This window comes from Microbacterium atlanticum, assembly GCF_015277815.1.
GTDB lineage: Bacteria > Actinomycetota > Actinomycetes > Actinomycetales > Microbacteriaceae > Microbacterium > Microbacterium atlanticum.
In genome coordinates, this window is the sequence record NZ_CP063813.1 from 1,889,276 (window position 1) to 1,910,083 (window position 20,808).

Annotated in this window: 20 protein-coding genes and 1 tRNA gene; 6 read left to right on the forward strand and 15 right to left on the reverse strand. The window is 72.2% G+C overall.

Annotated elements, in window-relative coordinates:
- Positions 1–44 precede the first annotated feature (44 nt).
- The 3 genes from IR212_RS08530 to IR212_RS08540 are packed head-to-tail and all read right to left on the reverse strand — an operon-like array spanning position 45 to position 2,774.
- Positions 45–1,010 carry an FKBP-type peptidyl-prolyl cis-trans isomerase gene (locus IR212_RS08530; RefSeq protein ID WP_194395531.1) on the reverse strand — a complete coding sequence of 322 codons (966 nt, stop codon included), beginning with the start codon at positions 1,008–1,010 and terminating at the stop codon, positions 45–47.
- A 43-nt stretch (positions 1,011–1,053) separates the two neighbouring features.
- Positions 1,054–2,067, reverse strand: a complete 1,014-nt coding sequence (locus IR212_RS08535; protein WP_194395532.1) for a tRNA (adenine-N1)-methyltransferase — start codon at positions 2,065–2,067, stop codon at positions 1,054–1,056.
- Positions 2,064–2,774: an HAD family hydrolase gene (locus IR212_RS08540; RefSeq protein WP_194395533.1), complete on the reverse strand. Its 711-nt coding sequence runs from the start codon at positions 2,772–2,774 to the stop codon at positions 2,064–2,066. Before IR212_RS08540 ends, IR212_RS08535 begins: the two co-directional genes overlap by 4 nt.
- A 98-nt stretch (positions 2,775–2,872) precedes the next feature.
- Between IR212_RS08540 and IR212_RS08545 the strand changes: the two genes are divergently transcribed.
- A complete protein-coding gene (locus IR212_RS08545) occupies positions 2,873–3,748 on the forward strand; it encodes a PAC2 family protein (protein WP_194395534.1) in 876 nt (291 codons plus the stop codon).
- Between the two features lie 15 nt (positions 3,749–3,763).
- On the opposite strand, the gene IR212_RS08550 is transcribed toward IR212_RS08545, so the two are convergent.
- The 6 genes from IR212_RS08550 to IR212_RS08575 form a co-directional block, all read right to left on the reverse strand.
- Entirely contained in the window at positions 3,764–4,585 is an 822-nt protein-coding gene (locus tag IR212_RS08550) for an undecaprenyl-diphosphate phosphatase (RefSeq protein WP_194395535.1), read from the reverse strand.
- Positions 4,586–4,641: 56 nt separating this feature from the next.
- Positions 4,642–5,943, reverse strand: coding sequence for a M20/M25/M40 family metallo-hydrolase (locus IR212_RS08555; protein WP_194395536.1), 1,302 nt, complete (start codon positions 5,941–5,943; stop codon positions 4,642–4,644).
- A 113-nt stretch (positions 5,944–6,056) separates the two neighbouring features.
- Positions 6,057–6,141, reverse strand: a tRNA-Leu gene (locus tag IR212_RS08560).
- Positions 6,142–6,223: 82 nt separating this feature from the next.
- Entirely contained in the window at positions 6,224–7,312 is a 1,089-nt protein-coding gene (locus IR212_RS08565) for a VIT1/CCC1 transporter family protein (RefSeq protein ID WP_194395537.1), read from the reverse strand.
- A gap of 68 nt (positions 7,313–7,380) precedes the next feature.
- The gene (locus IR212_RS08570) at positions 7,381–7,914 is read right to left on the reverse strand and encodes an SRPBCC family protein (protein WP_194395538.1); all 534 of its coding nucleotides are present in this window, start codon (positions 7,912–7,914) and stop codon (positions 7,381–7,383) included.
- Positions 7,915–7,939: 25 nt separating this feature from the next.
- Entirely contained in the window at positions 7,940–9,826 is a 1,887-nt protein-coding gene (locus IR212_RS08575) for a DEAD/DEAH box helicase (RefSeq protein WP_194395539.1), read from the reverse strand.
- Between the two features lie 180 nt (positions 9,827–10,006).
- Between IR212_RS08575 and IR212_RS08580 the strand changes: the two genes are divergently transcribed.
- Both IR212_RS08580 and IR212_RS08585 read left to right on the forward strand, forming a co-directional pair.
- Positions 10,007–10,888, forward strand: coding sequence for an SGNH/GDSL hydrolase family protein (locus tag IR212_RS08580; RefSeq protein ID WP_194395540.1), 882 nt, complete (start codon positions 10,007–10,009; stop codon positions 10,886–10,888).
- 1 nt (position 10,889) lies between these two features.
- The gene (locus tag IR212_RS08585) at positions 10,890–11,579 is read left to right on the forward strand and encodes an SDR family oxidoreductase (RefSeq protein WP_194395541.1); all 690 of its coding nucleotides are present in this window, start codon (positions 10,890–10,892) and stop codon (positions 11,577–11,579) included.
- 35 nt (positions 11,580–11,614) lie between these two features.
- Here the strand turns inward: IR212_RS08585 and IR212_RS08590 are convergent, their stop codons facing one another.
- Positions 11,615–12,418, reverse strand: a complete 804-nt coding sequence (locus IR212_RS08590) for a TrmH family RNA methyltransferase (protein WP_194395542.1) — start codon at positions 12,416–12,418, stop codon at positions 11,615–11,617.
- Positions 12,419–12,557: 139 nt separating this feature from the next.
- On the opposite strand from IR212_RS08590, the gene IR212_RS08595 reads away from it, so the two are divergent.
- The 3 genes from IR212_RS08595 to IR212_RS08605 are packed head-to-tail and all read left to right on the forward strand — an operon-like array spanning position 12,558 to position 14,432.
- Positions 12,558–13,412, forward strand: a complete 855-nt coding sequence (locus IR212_RS08595) for a Sir2 family NAD-dependent protein deacetylase (RefSeq protein ID WP_194395543.1) — start codon at positions 12,558–12,560, stop codon at positions 13,410–13,412.
- A 23-nt stretch (positions 13,413–13,435) separates the two neighbouring features.
- Complete coding sequence (locus IR212_RS08600; RefSeq protein WP_194395544.1) at positions 13,436–14,041, forward strand: histidine phosphatase family protein; 606 nt, start codon at positions 13,436–13,438, stop codon at positions 14,039–14,041.
- Between the two features lie 10 nt (positions 14,042–14,051).
- Positions 14,052–14,432: an iron chaperone gene (locus IR212_RS08605; protein WP_194395545.1), complete on the forward strand. Its 381-nt coding sequence runs from the start codon at positions 14,052–14,054 to the stop codon at positions 14,430–14,432.
- Between the two features lie 7 nt (positions 14,433–14,439).
- Here IR212_RS08605 and IR212_RS08610 read toward each other — a convergent pair whose 3' ends face one another.
- From IR212_RS08610 to IR212_RS08630, 5 genes are read right to left on the reverse strand one after another with little or no spacing between them, the layout of a single operon-like run.
- Positions 14,440–15,249, reverse strand: coding sequence for an HpcH/HpaI aldolase/citrate lyase family protein (locus IR212_RS08610; RefSeq protein WP_194395546.1), 810 nt, complete (start codon positions 15,247–15,249; stop codon positions 14,440–14,442).
- The gene (locus tag IR212_RS08615; protein ID WP_194395547.1) at positions 15,246–15,785 is read right to left on the reverse strand and encodes a MaoC family dehydratase; all 540 of its coding nucleotides are present in this window, start codon (positions 15,783–15,785) and stop codon (positions 15,246–15,248) included. The genes IR212_RS08610 and IR212_RS08615 overlap by 4 nt, the downstream gene beginning before the upstream one ends.
- Before the next feature lie 16 nt (positions 15,786–15,801).
- On the reverse strand, positions 15,802–16,962 hold the full coding sequence (locus IR212_RS08620; RefSeq protein ID WP_194395548.1) for an acyl-CoA dehydrogenase family protein: 1,161 nt from the start codon (positions 16,960–16,962) through the stop codon (positions 15,802–15,804).
- A 17-nt stretch (positions 16,963–16,979) separates the two neighbouring features.
- Positions 16,980–19,115: an acetyl/propionyl/methylcrotonyl-CoA carboxylase subunit alpha gene (locus tag IR212_RS08625; RefSeq protein WP_194395549.1), complete on the reverse strand. Its 2,136-nt coding sequence runs from the start codon at positions 19,113–19,115 to the stop codon at positions 16,980–16,982.
- A 5-nt stretch (positions 19,116–19,120) separates the two neighbouring features.
- Positions 19,121–20,725 carry a carboxyl transferase domain-containing protein gene (locus IR212_RS08630; RefSeq protein WP_194395550.1) on the reverse strand — a complete coding sequence of 535 codons (1,605 nt, stop codon included), beginning with the start codon at positions 20,723–20,725 and terminating at the stop codon, positions 19,121–19,123.
- Positions 20,726–20,808 lie beyond the last annotated feature (83 nt).

Here is a 20,808-nt window from a genome sequence, read left to right on the forward strand (position 1 = left end):
CCGCCCATCTTAGGGCCGGTGACGCCGGACCGGCCGGAGCCGGATCACTCGGCGGGGGGCGCGTCCAGGCCGAGGATGTCGATCACGAAGACGAGGGTCGATCCGCCGGGGATGGCGCCCTGGTCCTCGTCGCCGTACCCCTGCTCCGGCGGGATGACGACCATCACCTGCGAGCCGACTGTCTGACCCGCAAGCGCTTCAGCGAACCCGGGCACGACGGCGTCCAGCGTCAGCGAGGCGGGCTCGGAGTCCCACGTGGTGTCGAACGGCTCGTCCTCGCCCCAGACCACGCCGGTGTAGTGCACGCGCACCGGCTGCTCGCCGGTGACCTCGTCGCCAGACCCCTTCTTGAGGGTCTGGACGACGACGTCGGCGGGCGGCGCGCCGTCGGGGATGATGAGACCCGGACGCCCGTCGGGCGCCCGGACGACGCTGGGAAGCCCGAAGCCGCTGTTGAACTGGTTCTGTCCGTCGGCGGCGGCGAGATAGACCTTGCGCACATCGACGACGGTGACGATGCTGTCGTCCTCCTCGAGCTGGAAGCTGGCTGCGACGCCGTCGCCGAGATCGTCCTGCGACATGGCGACGGCGATGCGAGAGCCCTCGGTCGCGCAGTCGAGGACGTCTTCGAACGTCGGGAAGGTGGTGGCCCACTGCGCCGGGGACGAGACTCGCGACAGGTCTCCGTCGTAGGGCGTCGAGACGATCGGGTCTCCGGTGGCCCCGTTGAAGACGGCGACGTCGACGACCATCAGCTGGTCGTCCGTCGTGATCGCCGTGCCCTCGCCCGTCACGACGTCTTCGTACGCGAGCTGCGGCACGCTGAGCGGCGTGTAGAGGTCGACCTCGGGCTCGTCCGCGACGTCCCCGGTGACCGTGATGAGCTCCATCAGCTCGGGATCGGACACCGCCGCGCGCGAGCAGTCGGCACCGCCCGGCAGCAGCGAGCAGCCGGCGAGACCGAGCGTCGTCAGACCGAGGACGGCGAGGGCAGCGGGGATCTTGCGCACCGGAACAGTTTAGATGCGCGCCGGGCGCACGACGTGCACGGGCTCAGCCGCCGGCGGGGTCGTCCGCGCGTCCGGCCGCCCGGCGCGCGCCCTCCGCCGCACGCTCCGCTTCCCGAACGCGCTTGCGCAGGTTCTTGTCGGTGATCTGGCGGTCGCCGACCGCGCCCGGGGTCCACAGCTCGACGTCCTCGTCGCCGTAGCTCGACTTCGAAGCGCGGCGCTTCACCTCGGGCGGGACCGCCCCCGGCGCCAGGCGGCGCGCCCACACCAGGAAGCCGGTGTGCGCCACCATGCGGTGATCCGGGCGCACCGCCAGGCCCTCCACGTGCCAGCCGCGGACCATGGTCTCGTTCGCGTCCGGCTCGGTGAACAGACCGGTCCCCCGGATGTACTCCGCCACGCGGCTCAGCTGCGTCGCAGTGGCCACGTAGCAGACGACCACGCCACCCGGGGTGAGCGCGTCGGCGACCGCGTCGATGCACTCCCACGGCGCCAGCATGTCCAGGACGACACGGTCGACGGATGCCGCGGGCACGGCGTCCGCCAGCTGCTCGGCGAGGTCGCCCACCACCACGCTCCAGTTGCCCGGCACCGCGCCGATGAACGTCTCGACGTTCGCGCGGGCCACGGCGGCGAAGTCCTCGCGCCGTTCGAACGACACCAGGCGCCCTTCAGCGCCGACGGCTCGCAGGAGCCACAGCGACAGGGCTCCCGAGCCGACGCCGGCTTCCACGACGCTGGCGCCCGGAAAGATGTCTGCTTCGGCCAGGATCTGCGCGGCGTCCTTCGGGTAGACGATCGCCGCGCCCCGCGGCATCGACATCACGAAGTCGCGCAGCAGTGGGCGCAGGGCGAGATACTCGTGGCCGCCGCTGTTGGCGACGACCGATCCGTCCGGCTGCCCGACCAGGTCGGCGTGGCGCAGGACGCCGTGGTGGGTGTGCAGCTCACCGCCTTCGCGCAGGGTGATGGTGTGCAGACGGCCCTTCGGCCCGGTGAGCTGGACGCGGTCGCCGAAGCGGAAGGGTCCGCGGGGCTGCTCGAGCGGCCCGGTCATCGCGCCGGCTCCTGGACGGCGTGCGCGCCGGCGGCCAGGCGGGCGCGTCGCGCGGCGTGGAACGTCGTGATGTCGTCCACCGTCCGGCCTTCGAGCGTGTCCCACAGCGCGTGCGCGCCGGCACCCGTGAGCGACACCATCAGCGGCACGCCGATCACCGAGGCGCCCGACGCCACCGCAGAACGCAGGCCGTTGGGCGAATCCTCGATCGCGACGGTGTCTTCGGGTGCGACCCCCAGCGCCTCGCACGCCTGCAGGTAGGGGTCGGGGAACGGCTTCGGACGGGTGGCGTCGTCCCCGGCGACGACGACGTCGAAGGCGTCGAAGTCGATCAGGTCGACGACGGTCTCGGCCATGCGCCGCATCGACATCGTCACCAGACCGGTCTTGATCCCCGCGGCGCGCAGGTCGCCGAGGAGCTCCCGCGCGCCGGGCCGGAACGGCACCCCGGTCTCGGAGAGGCTCCGCATGACCTCCGTGGTGAGGTGGTCGACGATGGCGTCGGTGCTCATGCGGACGCCGGTGCCCTGCAGGATGCGGGCCGAGTCCTCGAGCCCCAGTCCCACCAGGCCGAGCGCCTGCTCGTGGGACCACGAGCCGCCGAAGCTCTCCACCAACGGGGTCTCGGCTGCCATCCAGTAGGGCTCGGTGTCGACGAGGGTGCCGTCCATGTCCCACAGGACGGCGGCGGGGCGAGGCTGATTCACCGTCCAATCCTACCGACGGGCCTCCGGCCCCCCTCCGAGAGGGGGGCCTATCCTGGAAGCAGCCCGCCACCGCCGGTTGCGTGGGCGGAGGAGGTTTCGTGGACGGACTGGGTCGTCGGGTTCTCGTCGCCGCGTTCGACGGATGGAACGACGCGGGTGAAGCCGCCTCGTCCGCGATCACGCAGCTGCGCGAGGGCGGGTCGTACGAGACCGTCTTCTCGGTGGATCCAGAGCTGTACTTCGACTACCAGTACACCCGGCCCCACATCACCGCCGACGGCGACGGCGGCCGTTCGCTGCGCTGGCCGGAGGCCACGCTCCTGCGCCCGGCCCACGCCACGCGCGGCACGCAGCTCTGGCTGCTGACCGGCGTCGAGCCGGCGCGCGCGTGGCAGGCGTTCTCTTCCGAGTTCATCGACGTCGCCCTCCGTGAGGACATCAGCGGCTTCGTCGGCATCGGGTCGATGATGTCGGACGTCCCGCACACGCGCCCCATCTCGGTCTTCGCCGGCAGCGAGAACGAGGCGCTGCGCGGCGCGCTCAGCCTCGAGCGCTCGACGTACGAAGGACCGGTCGGGATCCTCAGCGTGCTCGGAGATGCCGCCGAGCGCGCCGGCATCCCCTCGGCGAGCCTGTGGGCGAGCGTGCCGCACTACGTCGCCGGCCACACCCCGTCGCCCAAGGCGACCCTGGCACTCCTCGACCGGCTCGAGGACCTCACCGGCGCGTCGGTGGCGCGCGGCGATCTCGCCACCGAGGCCGCGGCTTGGGAGGCGTCGATCGACGCGGCCGCGGCCGACGACGAGGAGATGACCGAGTACATCCGCCAGCTCGAGCGCACCCGCGACACGTGGGACTCGCCCGAGGCCTCGGGCGACGCGATCGCGCAGGAGTTCGAGCGGTATCTCCGCCGCACCGACGGCAAGCCCGGCGACGGGCCCAGCAAGCCCGGACGCGACGACCCGCGCCGCTGAGCGCGCCGGCCGCTGCTACGGCTGGATGACGCCCATGCTCAACAGCACGAGCAGCAGCGAGCCGAGGGCCACGCGGTAGAGCACGAACGGCAGGAAGCTGTGCTTGGAGATCCAGCTCATGAAGAACGCGATGACTCCGAGCGCGACGATGAAGGCGACACCGGTCGCCACGGCGGTCTCGCCGAGGGTGAAGACCCCCGGCTCCCCGAGGCTCTTGAACAGCTGGAAGAAGCCGCTGCCGAAGACCGCGGGGATCGCCAGCAGGAAGGCGTAGCGGGCGGCCGCGGCCCGCTCGTATCCCATGAACAGCCCCGCGGTGATCGTCCCGCCTGACCGCGACACCCCCGGGATGAGCGCGAGGGACTGGGCGAAGCCGTAGATGACGCCGTGTCCTATCGTCATGTCCTGGAGCCTGCGCTTCTTGGCACCCACGTGGTCGGCGATGCCCAGCAGCACGCCGAAGAAGATCAGCATGACCGCGGTGATCCACAGCGACCGCAGGACCGTCTCGATCTGGTCCTGGAAGAGCAGGCCGAGGACCACGATCGGGATCGAGCCGATGATGATGAGCCAGCCCAGGCGCGCGTCCGGGTCGTTGCGGGGCACGCGACCGCCGAGCGAGCGGAACCACTGCCCGATGATGCGCACGATGTCGCGCCAGAAGAACACCACGACGGCCGCCTCGGTGCCGATCTGCGTGATCGCGGTGAACGCGGCCCCCGGGTCCTCGGCGGACGGGAGGAACTCCCCCAGGATCCGCAGGTGCGCGCTGGAGGAGATCGGCAGGAACTCGGTCAGTCCCTGGACGAAGCCGAGGATGATCGCTTCGAGAAGCATGGGCGCCTTTCAGCCGTACAGGGCGGATGCCGGCGGTGGCGGCATCCGCTCGATTCTCAGTAGGTGCGCAGCAGGTCGGTGAGCACGGACTGGCCGAACACGAGCGCGTCGATCGGCACGCGTTCGTCGACGCCGTGGAACATGCCCGTGAAGTCCAGGTCTGCCGGCAGCCGCAGCGGCGCGAAGCCGTATCCGGCGATGCCGAGGGCCGCCAGCGCCTTGTTGTCGGTGCCGCCGCCCATCAGGTACGGCACCACCGGCGCCCCGGGGTCGTGGCGGCCCAGCGCAGCCGTCATCGCCTCGACGAGTGCGCCCGAGAACGGCACCTCGAGGCCGATGTCCTGGTGCACGATCTCGACCGCGACGTCGTCGCCCACGATGGCGCGGATCTCGGCCAGCGCGGCGTCCTCGGTGCCGGGGAGCACCCGCACGTCGACGAGCGCCTCCGCGCGATCGGGAATGACGTTGTGCTTGTAGCCGGCGACGAGCCCGGTGGGGTTGGTGGTCGTCCGCAGGGTCGAGCAGAGGAATCCGGATGCCGCGCCCGTCGCACGCGCGATCGCGTCGGGGTCGTCCGCCGGGCGGCCCATGATCTCGGCGAGCCGCTCGGTCATCTCGCGCGTGGTGTCGGTGAGGGTCACCGGCCAGGCGGTGCGCCCCAGCGCCGCGACGGCCTCCGCCAGGCGCGTCACCGCATTCCCGGCGTGGACGCTGGACCCGTGTGCGGCGCGACCGCGGGCGACCAGGCGGATCCAGACCAGGGCCTTCTCGCCGACCTGCAGGAGGTACGCGTGCCGGTCGCCGACGGGAATCGAGTAGCCGCCGACCTCGCTGATGGCCTCGGTCGCACCCGTGAACCACTCCGGGCGGTTCTCCACGACGAGAGCCGATCCTTCGATCCCGCCGTTCTCCTCATCCGCGAAGAAGGCGAGGACGATGTCACGCTCGGGCTGCTCTCCGGCGCGGAGGATGTCGGCGACCGACGTGAGGATCATCGCGTCCATGTCCTTCATGTCGACGGCACCGCGGCCCCAGAGCAGTCCGTCCTTGACGACGCCCTCGAAGGGGTCGACGCTCCAGTCCTCCGCGATCGCGGGGACGACGTCGAGGTGGCCGTGCAGCACGAGCGCCGGCTTGTCCCGGTCGCGCCCGGGAACGCGCGCCATGACGTTGGTGCGGCGCGCAACGGGCTCGTAGTACTCGGGTTCCAGGCCGAGGCGCTCCAGGTAGGCGCCGACGTACTCCGCCGCTTCGCGCTCGCCGGCCGATCGGCCTCCGCCGTGGTTGGTCGTGTCGAACCGGATCAGATCGCGCGCGACCGAGGCGACTTCGGGGAGTGCGGGATCGGGTGCAGGCATGCGCTCCAACCTACCTGGCACTCGTTTCCGCTCCGTTTCCGCGCCGTGCCGCCGCGAGGCGGCGTGCGCCGCACACGAAAGAAGGCCCCCTGCCGGGGGCCTTCTCCACTGTGTGCGCGAGGGGGGACTTGAACCCCCACGCCCTATACGGGCACTAGCACCTCAAGCTAGCGCGTCTACCTATTCCGCCACCCGCGCAGGTGGTTTCCGGTTTCGCAACCGAGGAATGACATTACCACGTCGCCCACTGTTCAACGAATCCCGCCGGGCCCCGGGCGCGTCAGCCGAGCGACACTCCGAAGAGCAGTCCGAGCAGGTAGGTGATGCCCGCGGCGCCGAATCCGATGGCGAGCTGACGCAGCGCGCGACGCAGCGGTGGAGCCCCCGAGAGAAGGCCGACGGCCGCCCCGGTGCACATCAGCGCGACGCCGACGAGGAGGAGCGCCACGATGACGGCCGCCGTGCCGGCGAGCCCGAAGATCCAGGGCAGCACCGGGATGATCGCCCCCGAGGCGAAGAACAGGAAGCTCGACAGGGCGGCGCCCCACGCCGTGCCCACGACCTCGCCGTGGTCGGCGACCGTGATCGGGCCGGTCTCGGCCCTGCCCTGGCCGAGCGCGCGGGCCGCCTGCACGGCGCGCCGCGCCCGCGCGGACGCCTCCGCCTCCGGCATGCCGCGGGTGCGGTACACCAGCGCCAGCTCGTTGGCGTCGATGTCCAGGTGGGGGATGGCGCCGTCGGCGTAGTCGCTGGGCTCGGTGGCCGCCAGCAGCTCCCGTTGCGACCGCACCGAGACGAACTCGCCGGCGCCCATCGACAGCGCGCCGGCGAGCAGTCCGGCGATGCCGCTGAAGAGCACGAACTGGCCGGAGACCCCCGTCGCGCCGATGCCCATGACCAGGGCGAGGTTGGACACGAGTCCGTCGTTGGCGCCGAAGACGGCGGCACGGAACGTGCCGGAGAGTCGTCGCCGTCCGCGCGCGGCCAGGCCGCGGACCACCTCGTGGTGCACCTTCTCATCCGCAGCCATGCGCGAGCTCGCGAAGGGCTCGTCGTCGTACGGCGAGCGCGCCTCGGCGTTCTGCGCGAGCGCGAGCACGAAGATCGACCCGAAGCTGCGGGCCATCCAGCCGAGCAGGCGGGTGCGGGCATCCGGCCGCGGCAGTCGCGCGGGTTCGGCACCCAGCAGCTGCAGCCAGTGGTCCTCGTGACGGCCTTCCGCCTCGGCCAGGGCGAGGAGGATCTCCCGCTCCTCGCCGGTGCGCCGGTCCGCAAGCTCGCGATACACCCGCGCCTCGGCGCGCTCGTTGACGAGGTACCTCGCCCAGCGCCGTCGATCGCGATCGGTCGGTGCGGCGGGCGCGCTCACTCTGGCCTCCAGTCGGCGATGCGGGCGCCGGATCGAATACGCGCTCGGCGCGTGCACGGGTCTACCCGTCAACGGTAGCCAGCGGCCCCGCGCCGCCCGTGCGAAAACCGAGGATTGCCAGTATTTCGGGGCTCCGAACGGGCGCCCGCGAGCAGCGCGCCCATGCCCTGCTCGCCGCGGCGCATGACGTGCGCATGCGCCCGCTCGAACGCCGGGCGCAACGCCCACGCGGTGGCGTTCATCCATCGCCGCCGGGTCTCGACATCCCACTGGAAGGTGACGACGGATGCCTCGGCTCCGTCCTCGTCCACCACGACACGCCCCCCGCCCCGCAGGTCGCCGTCGCTCGCGGCGTTCACCGAACGCCCCTGCGCGATCTCGGTGAGCTGCAATCGCATCCGGAGGACGTATCCCAGGGGGCTGCGGACTGCGAGCACCATCCGCTCGCCCGGCACCAGGCGGCGAGGGGCCATCGGCAGCGTCAGACCGGGCCACCACCGGCGATCCGCGCCGGGGCGCAGCATCCGCTCCACCTCCGTCCAGACGCGGTCGGCAGGAGCGGGCACGAGCCAGCGCGACGTGAACGAGTACCTCGCGGGCATGCCGGGAGTCTAGGTCCGCAGACGCTCAGGAGCGGACGCGCGTGCGCAGCACGTCGATGCGCGCCTGCAGCTGCGCCACCGTGGCGTGCGAGACCGCCGGACCACCGCAGATGCGCCGGAGCTCCGCGTGCACGAGGCCGTGCGCCTCGCCGGACTGCCGCGCGTAGAGACCGACGAGGCTGTTGAGCAGCTGACGCTGCTCCTTCAGCGTGCGGTGCAGCGCCTGCGGCGGCGCCGCATCCGCCTCCGGGGCCTCCTGACCGGATTCCTGTCGGAGGGCGCGCGCCTCCCGGGCGGCGCGGTGACGGGACTGGCGCGAGACGCGCGACATCAGCACCTCATGCACCTGATCGGGCTCGAGCAGCCCCGGGATGCCCAGGAACTCCTCCTCCTCGGGCGTGCCGGGGACGGCCAGCTGTCCGAACTCCTTGCCGTCGAAGAGCACGCGGTCGAAGTGCGCGAGCGAGCCCAGCGCCTGATAGGTGAACTCCTCTTCGAGCGCATCGGAGGCCTTGTCTTCGCGCTCCGCCGCGTTCATGAGGTCTTCTTCGGCGTTCCACTCGTCGTCGCCGTCGGCGTCGCGGTCCAGCGCGTGGTCGCGCTGCCGCTCCATCTCGCCCGCGAGGGCCAGCAGCTGCGGCACGTTCGGCAGGAACACGCTCGCGGTCTCGCCGCGGCGGCGCGCACGCACGAAGCGCCCGATGGCCTGGGCGAAGAAGAGCGGGGTGGAGGCGCTGGTGGCGTAGACGCCGACGGCGAGGCGCGGCACGTCGACGCCCTCCGACACCATCCGCACCGCGACCATCCAGCGACTGGTGCTCTTCGAGAACTTCTCGATGCGCCCGGACGCCTCCGCCTCGTCCGAGAGGACCACTGTCGGCGGCTCCCCCGTCAGCTGCTGCAGGATCGCGGCGTAGGCGCGTGCCGCCGTCTGATCGGTCGCGATGACCAGGCCGCCGGCGTCGGGAACGTGCTCCCGCACCTCGGTCAGGCGACGGTCGGCGGAGCGCAGGACAGCCGGGATCCAGTCGCCCTCGGGGTCGAGGGCGGTGCGCCACGCCTGGGAGGTGATGTCCTTCGTGTTGTCCTGCCCGAGGTGCGCCTCCATCTCGTCACCGGTCTTGGTGCGCCAGCGCATGTGTCCGGCGTAGACCAGGAACATGACGGGGCGGACGACGCCGTCCTCGAGCGCGCGCCGGTAGCCGTAGGCGTAGTCGGTGCGCGAGACGCGGATGCCCTTCGCGTCGGGGTGATACTCCACGAACGGGATGGGTGCGGTGTCGCTGCGGAAGGGCGTGCCCGACAGCAGCAGCCGTCGCGTGGCGCGACTGTACGCCTCACGCAGCGCATCGCCCCAGCTCAGGGCGTCGCCGCCGTGGTGGACCTCGTCGAGGATCACCAGCGTGCGCGCATCCATCGTCAGACGCTGGTGGACGGATGCCTTCACCGCGACCTGGGCGTACGTGACCGCGACCCCGTGGTATTGGCGGGCGGGCGCGGAGTGCCGGTTGCTGAAGGCGGGGTCGAGCCGGATCCCGACGCGGGCCGCGGCATCCGCCCACTGGGTCTTCAGGTGCTCGGTCGGTGCCACGACGACGATCCGGTTCACGACGCGCCGGCGAAGCAGCTCGCTCGCGAGCCGGAGCGCGAAGGTCGTCTTGCCGGCGCCCGGGGTCGCCGCGGCGAGGAAGTCGCGGGGACCACTGCCCGGGCCGTCAGGACCGTCCAGCCCGAAGTACAGGTCGAGCGCCTCGGCCTGCCACGCCCGCAGGCGCTGCGCCGTTCCCCAGGGCGCACGCTGCGGGTAGGTCGGCGAGAGGTGCTCGGCCGCGAAGCTGCCGATGTGCGGCTCCCCGTCGCGCGCCGCGCGGTGTTCCCGGTGCGGCTCGGCGAGCTCGGGCGGCGATGCCATCGTCGTCTCCTCCGTCACCCGATGCACCTCCCCCGCAGACGACGAGTCACCACCATAGACGACCCGCGCGACATCGTCGCCGCCGCTGCTCGCCTCCTGGCTGCCGACGCCCCGTCCGCGGGCCGTCCGGAGTGCGCGGTAGCCTGTGTGTCGGTCACGAGCCGAGGAAACGGAACACCGATGTCCACGAGAGAAGATCCCCGCACCCCGTACTTGGCGAACGCCGGGCCGCACCCCTGGCGCCGCTACGTCGCGATCGGGGACTCGTTCACCGAGGGCGTCGGCGACCCCGAGCCGTCCGCGCCGAACGGCTTCCGCGGGTGGGCCGACCGGGTCGCCGAGGTGCTCTCGGATCAGGTCGAGGACTTCGCCTACGCCAACCTCGCTATCCGCGGCCGTCTCATCGGCCAGATCGTGGCCGAGCAGGTCGAGCCGGCGATCGCGCTCAAGCCGGACCTGGTGACCTTCTCGGCCGGCGGGAACGACGTCATCCGCCCCAACGGCGACCCCGACGCCATCGCGCAGCTCTTCGAGGACGCCGTGGTGCGCCTTTCGCGCGACGGCGCGACCGTCGTGGTGTTCACGGGCATCGACACGGCGTTCACACCGGTGTTCCGCGGCATCCGGGGCAAGGTGGCGATCTACAACGAGAACATCCGTGCGATCGCCGACAAGTACGACTGCATCGTCGCCGACCAGTGGGCGCTGAAGGAGGTGCAGGACATGCGGTTCTTCGACGACGACCGCCTGCACTACAACGCCCTGGGCCACCACGAGGTGGCCCGCATGGTGCTGCGCGCCCTCAACGTGCCCAACGACCTGCAGCCGATGCAGCCGGATCCCGTTCCCCTCCGCACGTGGCGCGAAGCCCGCGCTGTCGACCTCGTGTGGGCCCGCGAGTACTTCGTGCCCTGGGTGCTTCGGCGCCTGCGCCACCAGTCCTCCGGCGACGAGGTCACCGCCAAGCGCCCCGACCCGCGGCCGGTGATCGCGTTCTCGCCGCCGCAGCGCGAGGCTCCGCCGGTCGGCGATCCCGCCGTCGCACCGGACGAGGAGGGCTGACGTGGCCACGCATCTCCTCACCGGCGCCGGCTCGGGCATCGGAGCGGCGCTCGCCGAGCGACTCGCCGAGCGCGGCGACGAACTGTGGCTGCTCGCGCGCGACGCGGGTCGCGCGTCGCAGCTGCGCGGCCGCTTCCCGGGCGCGCAGACGCTCGTCGGCGACCTCGCCGACCCGGCGCGGCTGTCGTGGGCGTTCGGGCACCAGAGCATGCCGGCCCGTCTGGATTCGCTCCTGCACGTCGCGGGAGTGGTCGAACTCGGTGCGGTGGCCGAAACGCCGGTGGCCACCTGGCAGCACCAGCTCAACGTGAACACCGTCGCACCGGCCGAGCTCACGCGACTGCTGCTCCCCGCGCTGCGCATCGCTCGCGGGCACGTCGTCTTCGTCAACTCCGGCGCCGGTCTGCGGGTGAACCCGGAGTGGGGCTCCTACGCGGCGAGCAAGTTCGCGGTCCGCGCGGTGGCGGACGCGCTGCGCGACGAGGAGCGCGCGAACGGGATCCGGGTGACGACGGTGTACCCGGGCCGCACGGCGACCCCGATGCAGGAGAAGGTGCATCAGCAGGAGGGCGCGGACTACGACGCGGCCAAGTGGATCCATCCCGCGTCGGTCGCCACGACGATCCTCGCCGCGCTGGATCTGCCCCGCGACGCCGACCTCACCGAGCTCACCGTCCGTCCTGGCGCCTGAGCCCCACCGGGTCCGTCACCGGCGTCGGTCGAAGCTCAGCGTCGGCGCAGCTCCCACAGCGCCACGGCACTGGCCGCGGCGACGTTGAGCGAGTCGACACCGCCGGACATGGGAATCGTGACCACCGTGTCGGCCGCCTCCAGAGCGGTGCGGGACAGGCCGTCGCCCTCGGCGCCGAGCATGAGCGCGACCCGCTCCGGCCGTCGGCGACGGAACTCGTCCAGCGACACCGCGTCGTCGGTGAGGGCGAGCGCGGCCAGCTCGAAGCCGGCGCCGTGCAGCGCTTCGCGCGCCTGTCCCCACTCCGGCAGGCGGGTCCACGGAACCTGGAAGACCGTGCCCATGCTCACGCGCACGCTGCGCCGGTACAGCGGGTCGGCGCAGCGGGGACCGATGAGCACGCCGTCGGCGCCGAGGCCCGCGGCGGCGCGGAAGATCGCGCCCACGTTGGTGTGGTCGACGATGTCGTCGAGAACGACGACCAGCCGCGCCCCGGCGAGGACGTCGGCCACCGCGGGCAGCGCCGGACGGTGCATCGACGCGAGCACCCCGCGGTGCACGGCGTATCCGGTCAGCGATTGCGCGATCTCCGCGGTGACGACGTAGACGGGGACCGCCTCGTCGTCGAGCAGCGCCTCGGCGTCAGGAAGCCACTTCTCCTGCACGAGGACGGATCGCGGGCGGTGGCCCGCCGCGAGCGCCCGCGCCAGCACCTTGGCGGACTCGGCGATGTAGAGGCCGCCCTCGGGTTCGATGACGCGCCGCAGCGCGACGTCGGTGAGATCGCGGTAGTCGGCGAGCCGGTCGTCGGCGGCGTCGGAGATCCAGGTCGCAGCCATCGCATCCCATCGTCCCACGGCGGGCGCGGTCGGCCCGCGCTGAGCCGGAGGGCGCGCAGCAGCCCGCGCCGGGTCGCCTCCGGGCCCGTAACATCCCGGTAAAGCCCGGGCCGTACACTCGACCGCGAAGGGGGGACCCGTGACCTCGACGGCGATCGGTTTGGACGCACGCGCGACGGATGCCGTCGCCGAGGCGATCGCGACGCTCTCCGGGCGCCGCATCGCGGTGCTCACCGGCGCGGGCGTCTCGACCGACTCCGGCATCCCCGACTACCGCGGCGCGGGTGCGCCCGTACGCACGCCGATGACGGTGGACCAGTTCTTGGCCAGCGACTCATCCCGGCGCCGCTACTGGGTCGGCAGCCACCTCGGCTGGAAGGCGTTCGCGGCTGCCGAGCCCAACGCGGGGCATCGCGCCATCGCCGACCTCGAGAACCGGGGACTGGCCACCGGCGTCATCACGCAGAACGTCGACGGTCTCCACGTCCGCGCGGGCAGCCGGCGCGTCGTGGAGCTGCACGGCACGATGCGCCGGGTGTTCTGCACCCACTGCGGCCAGGTCTTCGACCGGCGTGACCTCGCGGCGCGCGTCGAGGACGACAACCCCTGGATCCGTGTGCCCGAGAACGTTCCGCTCGGCCCGGACGGCGATGTGCTGCCCGCCAGCACCGACGGCTTCCGCGTGCCCGAGTGCACGGTGTGCGGCGGCATGCTCAAACCCGACGTGGTGTTCTTCGGCGAGTTCATCCCCGCGGAGAAGTTCCGCGAGGCCGAGCAGCTCGTGCACACCAGCGAAGCCCTCATCATCGCCGGCTCCTCACTCGTGGTGAACTCAGGCATCCGGCTCCTGGAGCGCGCACGCCGTCGGCGCCTCCCGGTGGTGATCGTGAACCGCGGGCAGACGCGCGCCGACGGGCGCGCCACGGTCAAGGTCGACGGAGGCACCAGCGAAGTGCTGCGCCTCCTCGCGGACGGCCTCCCGGCCCTGGCCTGATGCCGCGAAGGTAGGCTCGGACCGTGACCGCGCTGATCCTCATCCGCCACGGCGAGACCGATTGGAACCGGGACCGGCGCATCCAGGGGTCGACCGACATCCCCCTCAACGACGACGGCCGCGCGCAGGCTCGCGCGACCGCCGCCCTGCTCCGCGAGCGCCTCCCGCTCACGACGCCGCCGGCCGTCGTGTCGAGCGACCTCCTGCGGGCACGCGAGACGGCCGAGATCATCGCCGGCGAACTCGGCCTCGCCGCGCCCCGGACCTACCCCGGGCTGCGAGAGCGTGCGTACGGTCAGGCGGAGGGCGTGGGCATCGACGAGTTCCGCCGGCGGTGGGGCGACTGGTACACCGCCGAGGTCCCGGGTGCCGAGCCGTGGGCCGATCTGCGCGCGCGCGGCATCGAGGCCCTCGGCAGGGCGGTGCGCGATCATCGTCGTGCGACGGCGCCGGCGGGGTCATCCCTCATCGTCGTCAGTCACGGCGCACTCATCCGCGAGATGATCCGACACGCCACCGCAGGCGAGCTGCCGCCTGAGGGCGAGCGGCTGCTGAACGGTTCGGCACACGACTTCGTCTACGAGCGCGATCATCTGCGGCTCGTCGCATACGCGGGCCTGGTGGCCTAGGCTCGGCGCCATGGCCCCTCCCGCCACCGTCGACGAGTACATCGCAGGCTTCCCGCCGGAGGTCGCCGCCCGGCTGACCCGCATCCGAAGCGAGATCGTGGAAGCGGTCGCGGCATCCTCGGGCACCAGGCCGGAGGAGAAGATGCGCTACGGCATCGCCGCCGTCATGCTGGGCGGCCGGTACGCGCTGCACTTCGCGGGCTGGAAGAAGCACATCGGGCTGTATCCCGTGCCGCCGCTGCCGGCTTCACTGGAGGCCGAGATCCAGCCCTTCCGAGCCGAGAAGGACTCGGTCGTCTTCCCGCACTCGAAGGACCTCCCCTACGACCTGGTCGCGCGCATCGCCCGCGAGATCGCCGACGAGCGCGGGCGTCAGCAGCCGGCGGGCTGAGGCCCGCTCACGCCCCCGCGCGCGCCAGGACGCTGCGCGCGTGGCGGAGCACGGGTTCGTCCACCATGCGCCCCTCGTGCGAGAACACGCCCCGCTCGCCCGCGGCCGCGTCCAGCACGGCCCGTGCCCACGCCACGGCCTGCTCGTCGGGGCGGTAGGCCTCGCGGATGACCGCCACCTGGCTCGGGTGGATGCAGGCGGTGGCGCGGAATCCGGATGCCGCGGCATCCGTCGCTTCGATCCTGAGGCGCTTCATGCCGTCGATGTCGAGGTGCACAGCGTCGATCGCAGCCTTGCCCCGTGCACCCGCCGCGAGGAGCACACGGGACCGCGCGTAGCGGGCGATGTCCCGGTACCGGCCGTTCGGCTTGCGGCTGGAGGTGCCGCCGATGCTCGCCACGAGGTCCTCGGCGCCCCACATGAGCGCCGAGACGTTGGCCAGTGCCGCGAGGCGATCGGCCTGCGCGACCCCCTTGGCGGTCTCGCAGAGCGCGACGACGTCGAATCGGGCGTCGATCTTGCCGATGCGCTTGGGCGACTCGGCCTTGGCGACCATGATCCGGCGGTAGTCGGTCTGCGACAGCGTCGCGAGGTCTGCGGCGAAGTCCGCCGTCTCGGGCGGGTTCACCCGCACGATGACGCGGGCGGGATCGAGCTCGGATTCGATGAGGTGCCCGCGCGCCGCCGTCTTGTCGGCGGGTGCCACGGCGTCCTCGAGGTCGAGGATGACCGCGTCCGCGCGCTGCATCGCCTTCTCGTACCGCTCGGGCCGGTCGGCGGGGCAGAACAGAAGCGCTGGTCCCAGGTCGAACGTCATGACGCCTCCTCCGCCGGTCCCCCGGCCGTCGGCGCTCCGCCGGCGGGGGCGCACCACATCAGCGCGGTCCGGGTGGCCACGGCGACGACCTCGCCGCGCTGGTTGCGGCCGGTGTGACGCAGGGTCACGATCCCCTGGCCGGGGCGCGACGCCGACGGCCGCTTCTGGACCACCTCGGTCTCGGTGTACAGCGTGTCGCCGTGGAAGAGGGCCGCCGGGAAGCGGATGTCCGTCAGCCCGAGCTGGGCCACCAGCGTGCCCTGCGTGATCTGGGAGACGGATGCCCCCACCATCGTCGCCAGGGTCCACATCGAGTTCATCAGCCGCTGACCGAACGGCTGCGCGCCCGCGTACGCGGCATCCAGGTGCAGCGCCTGGGTGTTCATCGTCAGCGACGAGAACAGCACGTTGTCCGCCTCTGTCGCGGTGCGGCCGGGGCGATGCAGATAGCGGGCGCCGACCTCGAGCTCGTCGTAGTACAGCCCGCGCTGCTCGATCGCCCGAGCCGCGCCCTCGGGGTGCGTGTCGGAGGTCACCTGTGCCACGCTACCGTCACGCGACGCCCAGCGCCCGGGCTATCACGAGGAGCTGCACCTCGTTGGTGCCCTCGCCGATCTCGAGGATCTTGGAGTCCCGGTAGTGCCGGGCCACCGGGTACTCGTTCATGAACCCGTTGCCGCCGAAGACCTGGGTGGCATCCCGCGCGTTGTCCATGGCGGCGTCGCTCGCGGTCAGCTTGGCGATCGCCGCCTGCGTCTTGAACGGCTTGCCGGCGTCGCGCAGCCGGGCTGCGTGATGCCACGCGAGGCGGGCGAGGTGCACCCGCTGCTGCATGCGTGCGAGGAGGAACTGGATCCCCTGCCGCGTCGCGAGGGCTTCGCCGAACACCGTGCGCTTCCGGGCGTAGTCGATCGCTGCTTCCAGGCATCCCTCTGCGGCACCCGTCGAGAGCGCGGCGATGGCGATGCGGCCCTCGTCCAGGATGTGCAGGAAGTTCGCGAAGCCGCGTCCGCGCTCGCCGAGGAGGTTGGCCTCGGGCACCCGCGCGTCCTGGAAGGTGAGCGGGTGGGTGTCGGAGGCGCGCCAGCCCACCTTGTCGTACCCCGGCTCGACGGTGAACCCCGGCGTGCCGTTGGGGACGATGATGGTCGAGATCTCCTTGCGACCGTCGGCCTCCCCCGTGACGGCGGTGACCGTGACGAAGCGCGTGATGTCGGTGCCGGAGTTCGTGATGAACTGCTTCGACCCGTTGATCACCCACTCGCCGCCCTCCAGGCGCGCGGTGGTGCGGGTGGCGCCGGCGTCGGATCCCGCCTCCGGCTCGGTGAGACCGAAGCCCGCCAGGGCACGCCCGGCGAGCAGGTCGGGAAGGAGCTCGCGCTTCTGCTCCTCGGTGCCGAAGCGGAACACCGGCATGGCGCCGAGGCTCACGCCCGCCTCCAGCGTGATGGCGAGCGACTGGTCGACCCGGCCCAGTGCCTCGATCGCCAGGCACAGCGCGAAGTAGTCGCCGCCCTGTCCGCCGTACTCCTCGGGGAACGGCAGGCCGAACAGTCCCAGCTCCCCCATCTGCGCGACGACGTCCATCGGAAGCGTGTGCGTGCGGTCCGCCTCGTACGAGCGCGGCGCGACGACCTCGTCGGCGAACTCGCGGGCCATCGCGGCGAGCTCGCGCTCGTCGTCGCTGAGGTCGTAGTTGTCGTAGCCGTCCATTGCTGCTCCTCGGTGTGTCAGGAGGCGGTCGCGGTCGCCGGGTGAGCGGCCGCGTCGGTCTGTGGGGGGTCGTCGGATGCCGCGTCCGCCGCCGCGGCGACGCTCACGTGCGCGAGCACCTGGTCGCGGCGCACCTGCTCGCCGACGGCGACGTCGAGTCGGACGACGCCGTCGTGGGGTGCGAGGACCGGGTGCTCCATCTTCATGGCCTCGATCGTGACGATGCGCTCGCCCGCCGCGACGGTCGCGCCTTCGGTGACGTGCAGGGCGACGACGGCGCCCGGCATCGGGGCGCGCAGCTCGGGATCGGCGGCCGCGGCCTCCCGCTCGCGGGCCGCCAGGCGTCGCTCCATCGCCCCGCGGCGGGTCAGCGGGCACAGGCGGTGCGTGACGCCCTCGGCGTGCACCCAGATGGCGCCGCCGGCGTCCACCGCCGTCGCCACAGCCGGCTCTGCCGCCACGGATGTGGCAGAAGTGGCCGCTTCGCCCGGCCGGAAGCGGCCAGAAGCGCCATATCCCTCGGCGGCGACCTCGTGCAGCACGTCGGCGTCGTCGACGAAGCGCCACACCTGCGGCGCCGCAGGCGCGCCGGCCCGCCAGCCGGCCAGGGTGCGCCACGCGGCCCCGGCATGCCGAGCACGCCCGTCATCGCCGAGCGACCACGCCGTCGCCGCAGGTGACAGGGGCTCTGGGCGGGACCGCGGATCCTCGGCGGCGGAGAGATCCGGCGAGGGGGACGCCGCGACGGATGCCGCGGCCCGGAGTGCCGTCCCGGAGGGAGCGGCGACGGTGTGAGGCGGCATCCGGTCGATGAGTCCGGTGTCCATGTCGCCGCTTCGCACCTCGTCCTCGGCGAGCAGCGCGCGGAGGAAGCCGATGTTGGTGTCGAGGCCCAGCACGACCGTCTCGGAGAGCGCGGCGTCCAGCCGGTCGAGCGCCGTGGCGCGGTCGTCGCCGTGCGCGATGACCTTGGCGATCATCGGGTCGTAGTCGGCCGTGACGACGGTGCCGGACTCGACCGCGGCATCCGTCCTCGCGTCCGGCGCGGGACGCCACGCGAGCACCTCGCCGGTCGCGGGAAGGAAGCCGCGCTCGGGGGACTCGGCGTAGACGCGGGCCTCGATCGCGTGTCCGCTCAGGCGCACGTCGTCCTGGGCGAACGCGAGCGGCTGACCGGCGGCGATGCGCAGCTGCTGCTCGACCAGGTCGAACCCGGTGACCAGCTCGGTGACCGGGTGCTCGACCTGCAGCCGCGTGTTCATCTCGATGAAGAAGAACTCGTCGGGACGGTCGGCCGCGACGAGGAACTCCACGGTTCCCGCGCCGACATAGTCGACGGATGCCGCCGCCGCGCAGGCCGCCGCGCCCAGGCGCGCCCGCGTCGCGGCGTCCACCACGGGCGACGGCGCCTCTTCGACGACCTTCTGATGCCGACGCTGGAGTGTGCACTCGCGCTCGCCGAGGTGCACGACGTTGCCGTGGCGGTCGGCCAGCACCTGCACCTCGATGTGGCGCGGACGCTCGATCAGTCGCTCCAGCAGCAGCGTGTCGTCGCCGAACGCGGCGCGCGCGACCCGCCTGGCGGTCGCCAGCGCGTCGTGGAGGTCCCCGGCCGAGCGCACGATCTGCATGCCCTTGCCGCCGCCGCCCGCGGAGGGTTTCACCAGCAGCGGATAGCCGGTGCGATCGGCAGCCGCCGCGATCGCGGCATCCGTCATTTCCGCCGCGCTGAAGCCGGGCACCGTCGGGACGGTGTGGGCGGCGACGTGCTCCTTCGCGCGGATCTTGTCGCCCATGACCTCCAGCGCGCGCTCGTCGGGGCCGATGAAGACGACGCCCGCGGCCGTGCAGGCTCGTGCGAACGCGACGTTCTCCGACAGGAACCCGTATCCGGGGTGCACGGCCTGCACGCCGTTCTCGACCGCCGCCTGCACCACCGCGTCGACGTCGAGGTACGAGCGCGCGGCCGCGGCCGGACCGATGCGCACGGCGGCATCCGCCTCGTGCACGTGGGGCGCGCCGGCATCGGCGTCGCTGTAGACCGCGACCGAGCGGATGCCCAGGCGGCGCAGCGTGCGGATCACGCGGCGGGCGATCTCGCCGCGGTTGGCGACGAGGACCGCCTCGAACAGGTCGGGCTCACTGTGATGCATGATCGTCACATCCGGAAGACGCCGAAGCGCGGTTCGGGAAGCGGTGTGCGCGACACCACGTCCAGGGCGAGCCCGAGGAGGTCGCGCGTGTCGAGCGGATCGACCACGCCGTCGTCCCACAGCCGGGCGGTGGCGTAGTACGGATCCCCCTGCTCCTCGTACTGCGCGCGGATGGGGGCCTCGAACGCCGCCTGCTCGTCGGCCGGCCACTCCTGGCCGCGCGCCTCGAGCTGGTCGCGCTTGACGGTGGCCAGGACCGAGGCGGCCTGGTTGCCGCCCATCACCGAGATGCGGCTGGCCGGCCACGTCCACAGGAATCGCGGCGAGTACGCACGCCCGCACATCGAGTAGTTGCCGGCGCCGAACGACCCGCCGATGACGACGGTGAGCTTGGGCACGCGCGTCGTGGCGACGGCGGTGACCATCTTGGCGCCGTCCTTCGCGATCCCGCCGGCCTCGGCATCGCGCCCGACCATGAAACCGGAGATGTTCTGCAGGAACAACAGCGGGATCCCCCGCTGGTCGCACAACTCGATGAAGTGCGCGCCCTTCTGCGCCGACTCGCTGAAGAGCACGCCGTTGTTCGCCACGACTCCGACGGGATGCCCGTGGATGCGCGCGAAGCCGGTCACCAGCGTGTCGCCGTACTCGCGCTTGAACTCGTGCAGCTCGCTGCCGTCGACGAGGCGGGCGATCACCTCGCGCACATCGTAGGGCTGGTTGACGTCCACCGGCACGACGCCGTACAGGTCGGATGCCGCCACCGCGGGCTCGCGCGTCGGCGCGACCTCCCATGCGGGCTCGGCAGGCGGGGGAAGCGTCGCGACGATGCCGCGCACGATCTCCAGCGCGTGCTCGTCGTCTTCTGCCAGATGGTCCACGACGCCGGAGCGGCGGGCGTGGAGCTCTCCCCCGCCCAGCTCTTCTGCCGTCACGATCTCGCCGATCGCCGCCTTCACCAGGGGCGGCCCGCCGAGGAAGATGGTGCCCTGGTTGCGCACGATCACCGTCTCGTCGCTCATCGCGGGCACATACGCACCGCCGGCTGTGCACGAGCCCAGCACGGCGGCGATCTGCGGGATCCCGGCAGCCGAGAGGCGGGCCTGGTTGAAGAAGATGCGTCCGAAGTGGTCGCGGTCGGGGAAGACCTCGTCCTGCATCGGAAGGTACGCGCCACCGGAGTCCACGAGGTAGACGCACGGCAGCCGGTTCTCGAAGGCGATTTCCTGCGCGCGCAGGTGCTTCTTGACGGTGAGCGGGTAGTAGGTGCCGCCCTTCACAGTCGCGTCGTTGCAGACCACCATGACATGGCGCCCGTGCACGAGCCCGATGCCGGCGATCACTCCGGCGGCGGGCGCGTCGCCGCCGTAGAGGCCTTCGGCCGCCAGCGGCGCGATCTCGACGAACGGACTCCCCTCGTCGAGGAGGCGAGTCACCCGATCGCGGGGCAGCAGCTTGCCCCTGGCGACATGGCGCTCGCGCGAGGCGGCCGGTCCGCCCAGGGATGCCGCCGCGAGCCGCTCGCGCAGACGCTCCGCGAGGCCGTGCTGCGCGTCCCGCGTGCGCGCGAAGGTCTCGTCGTGGACCGCGGCGGTGGTCAGCACGCTCATCTCGCCCTCCCGTGTCATCCGCTTCGACGTCACGATCGGATCACGCCGGTTGTCCGCGCGCGATCGGATTGGTTAGTGTTCAC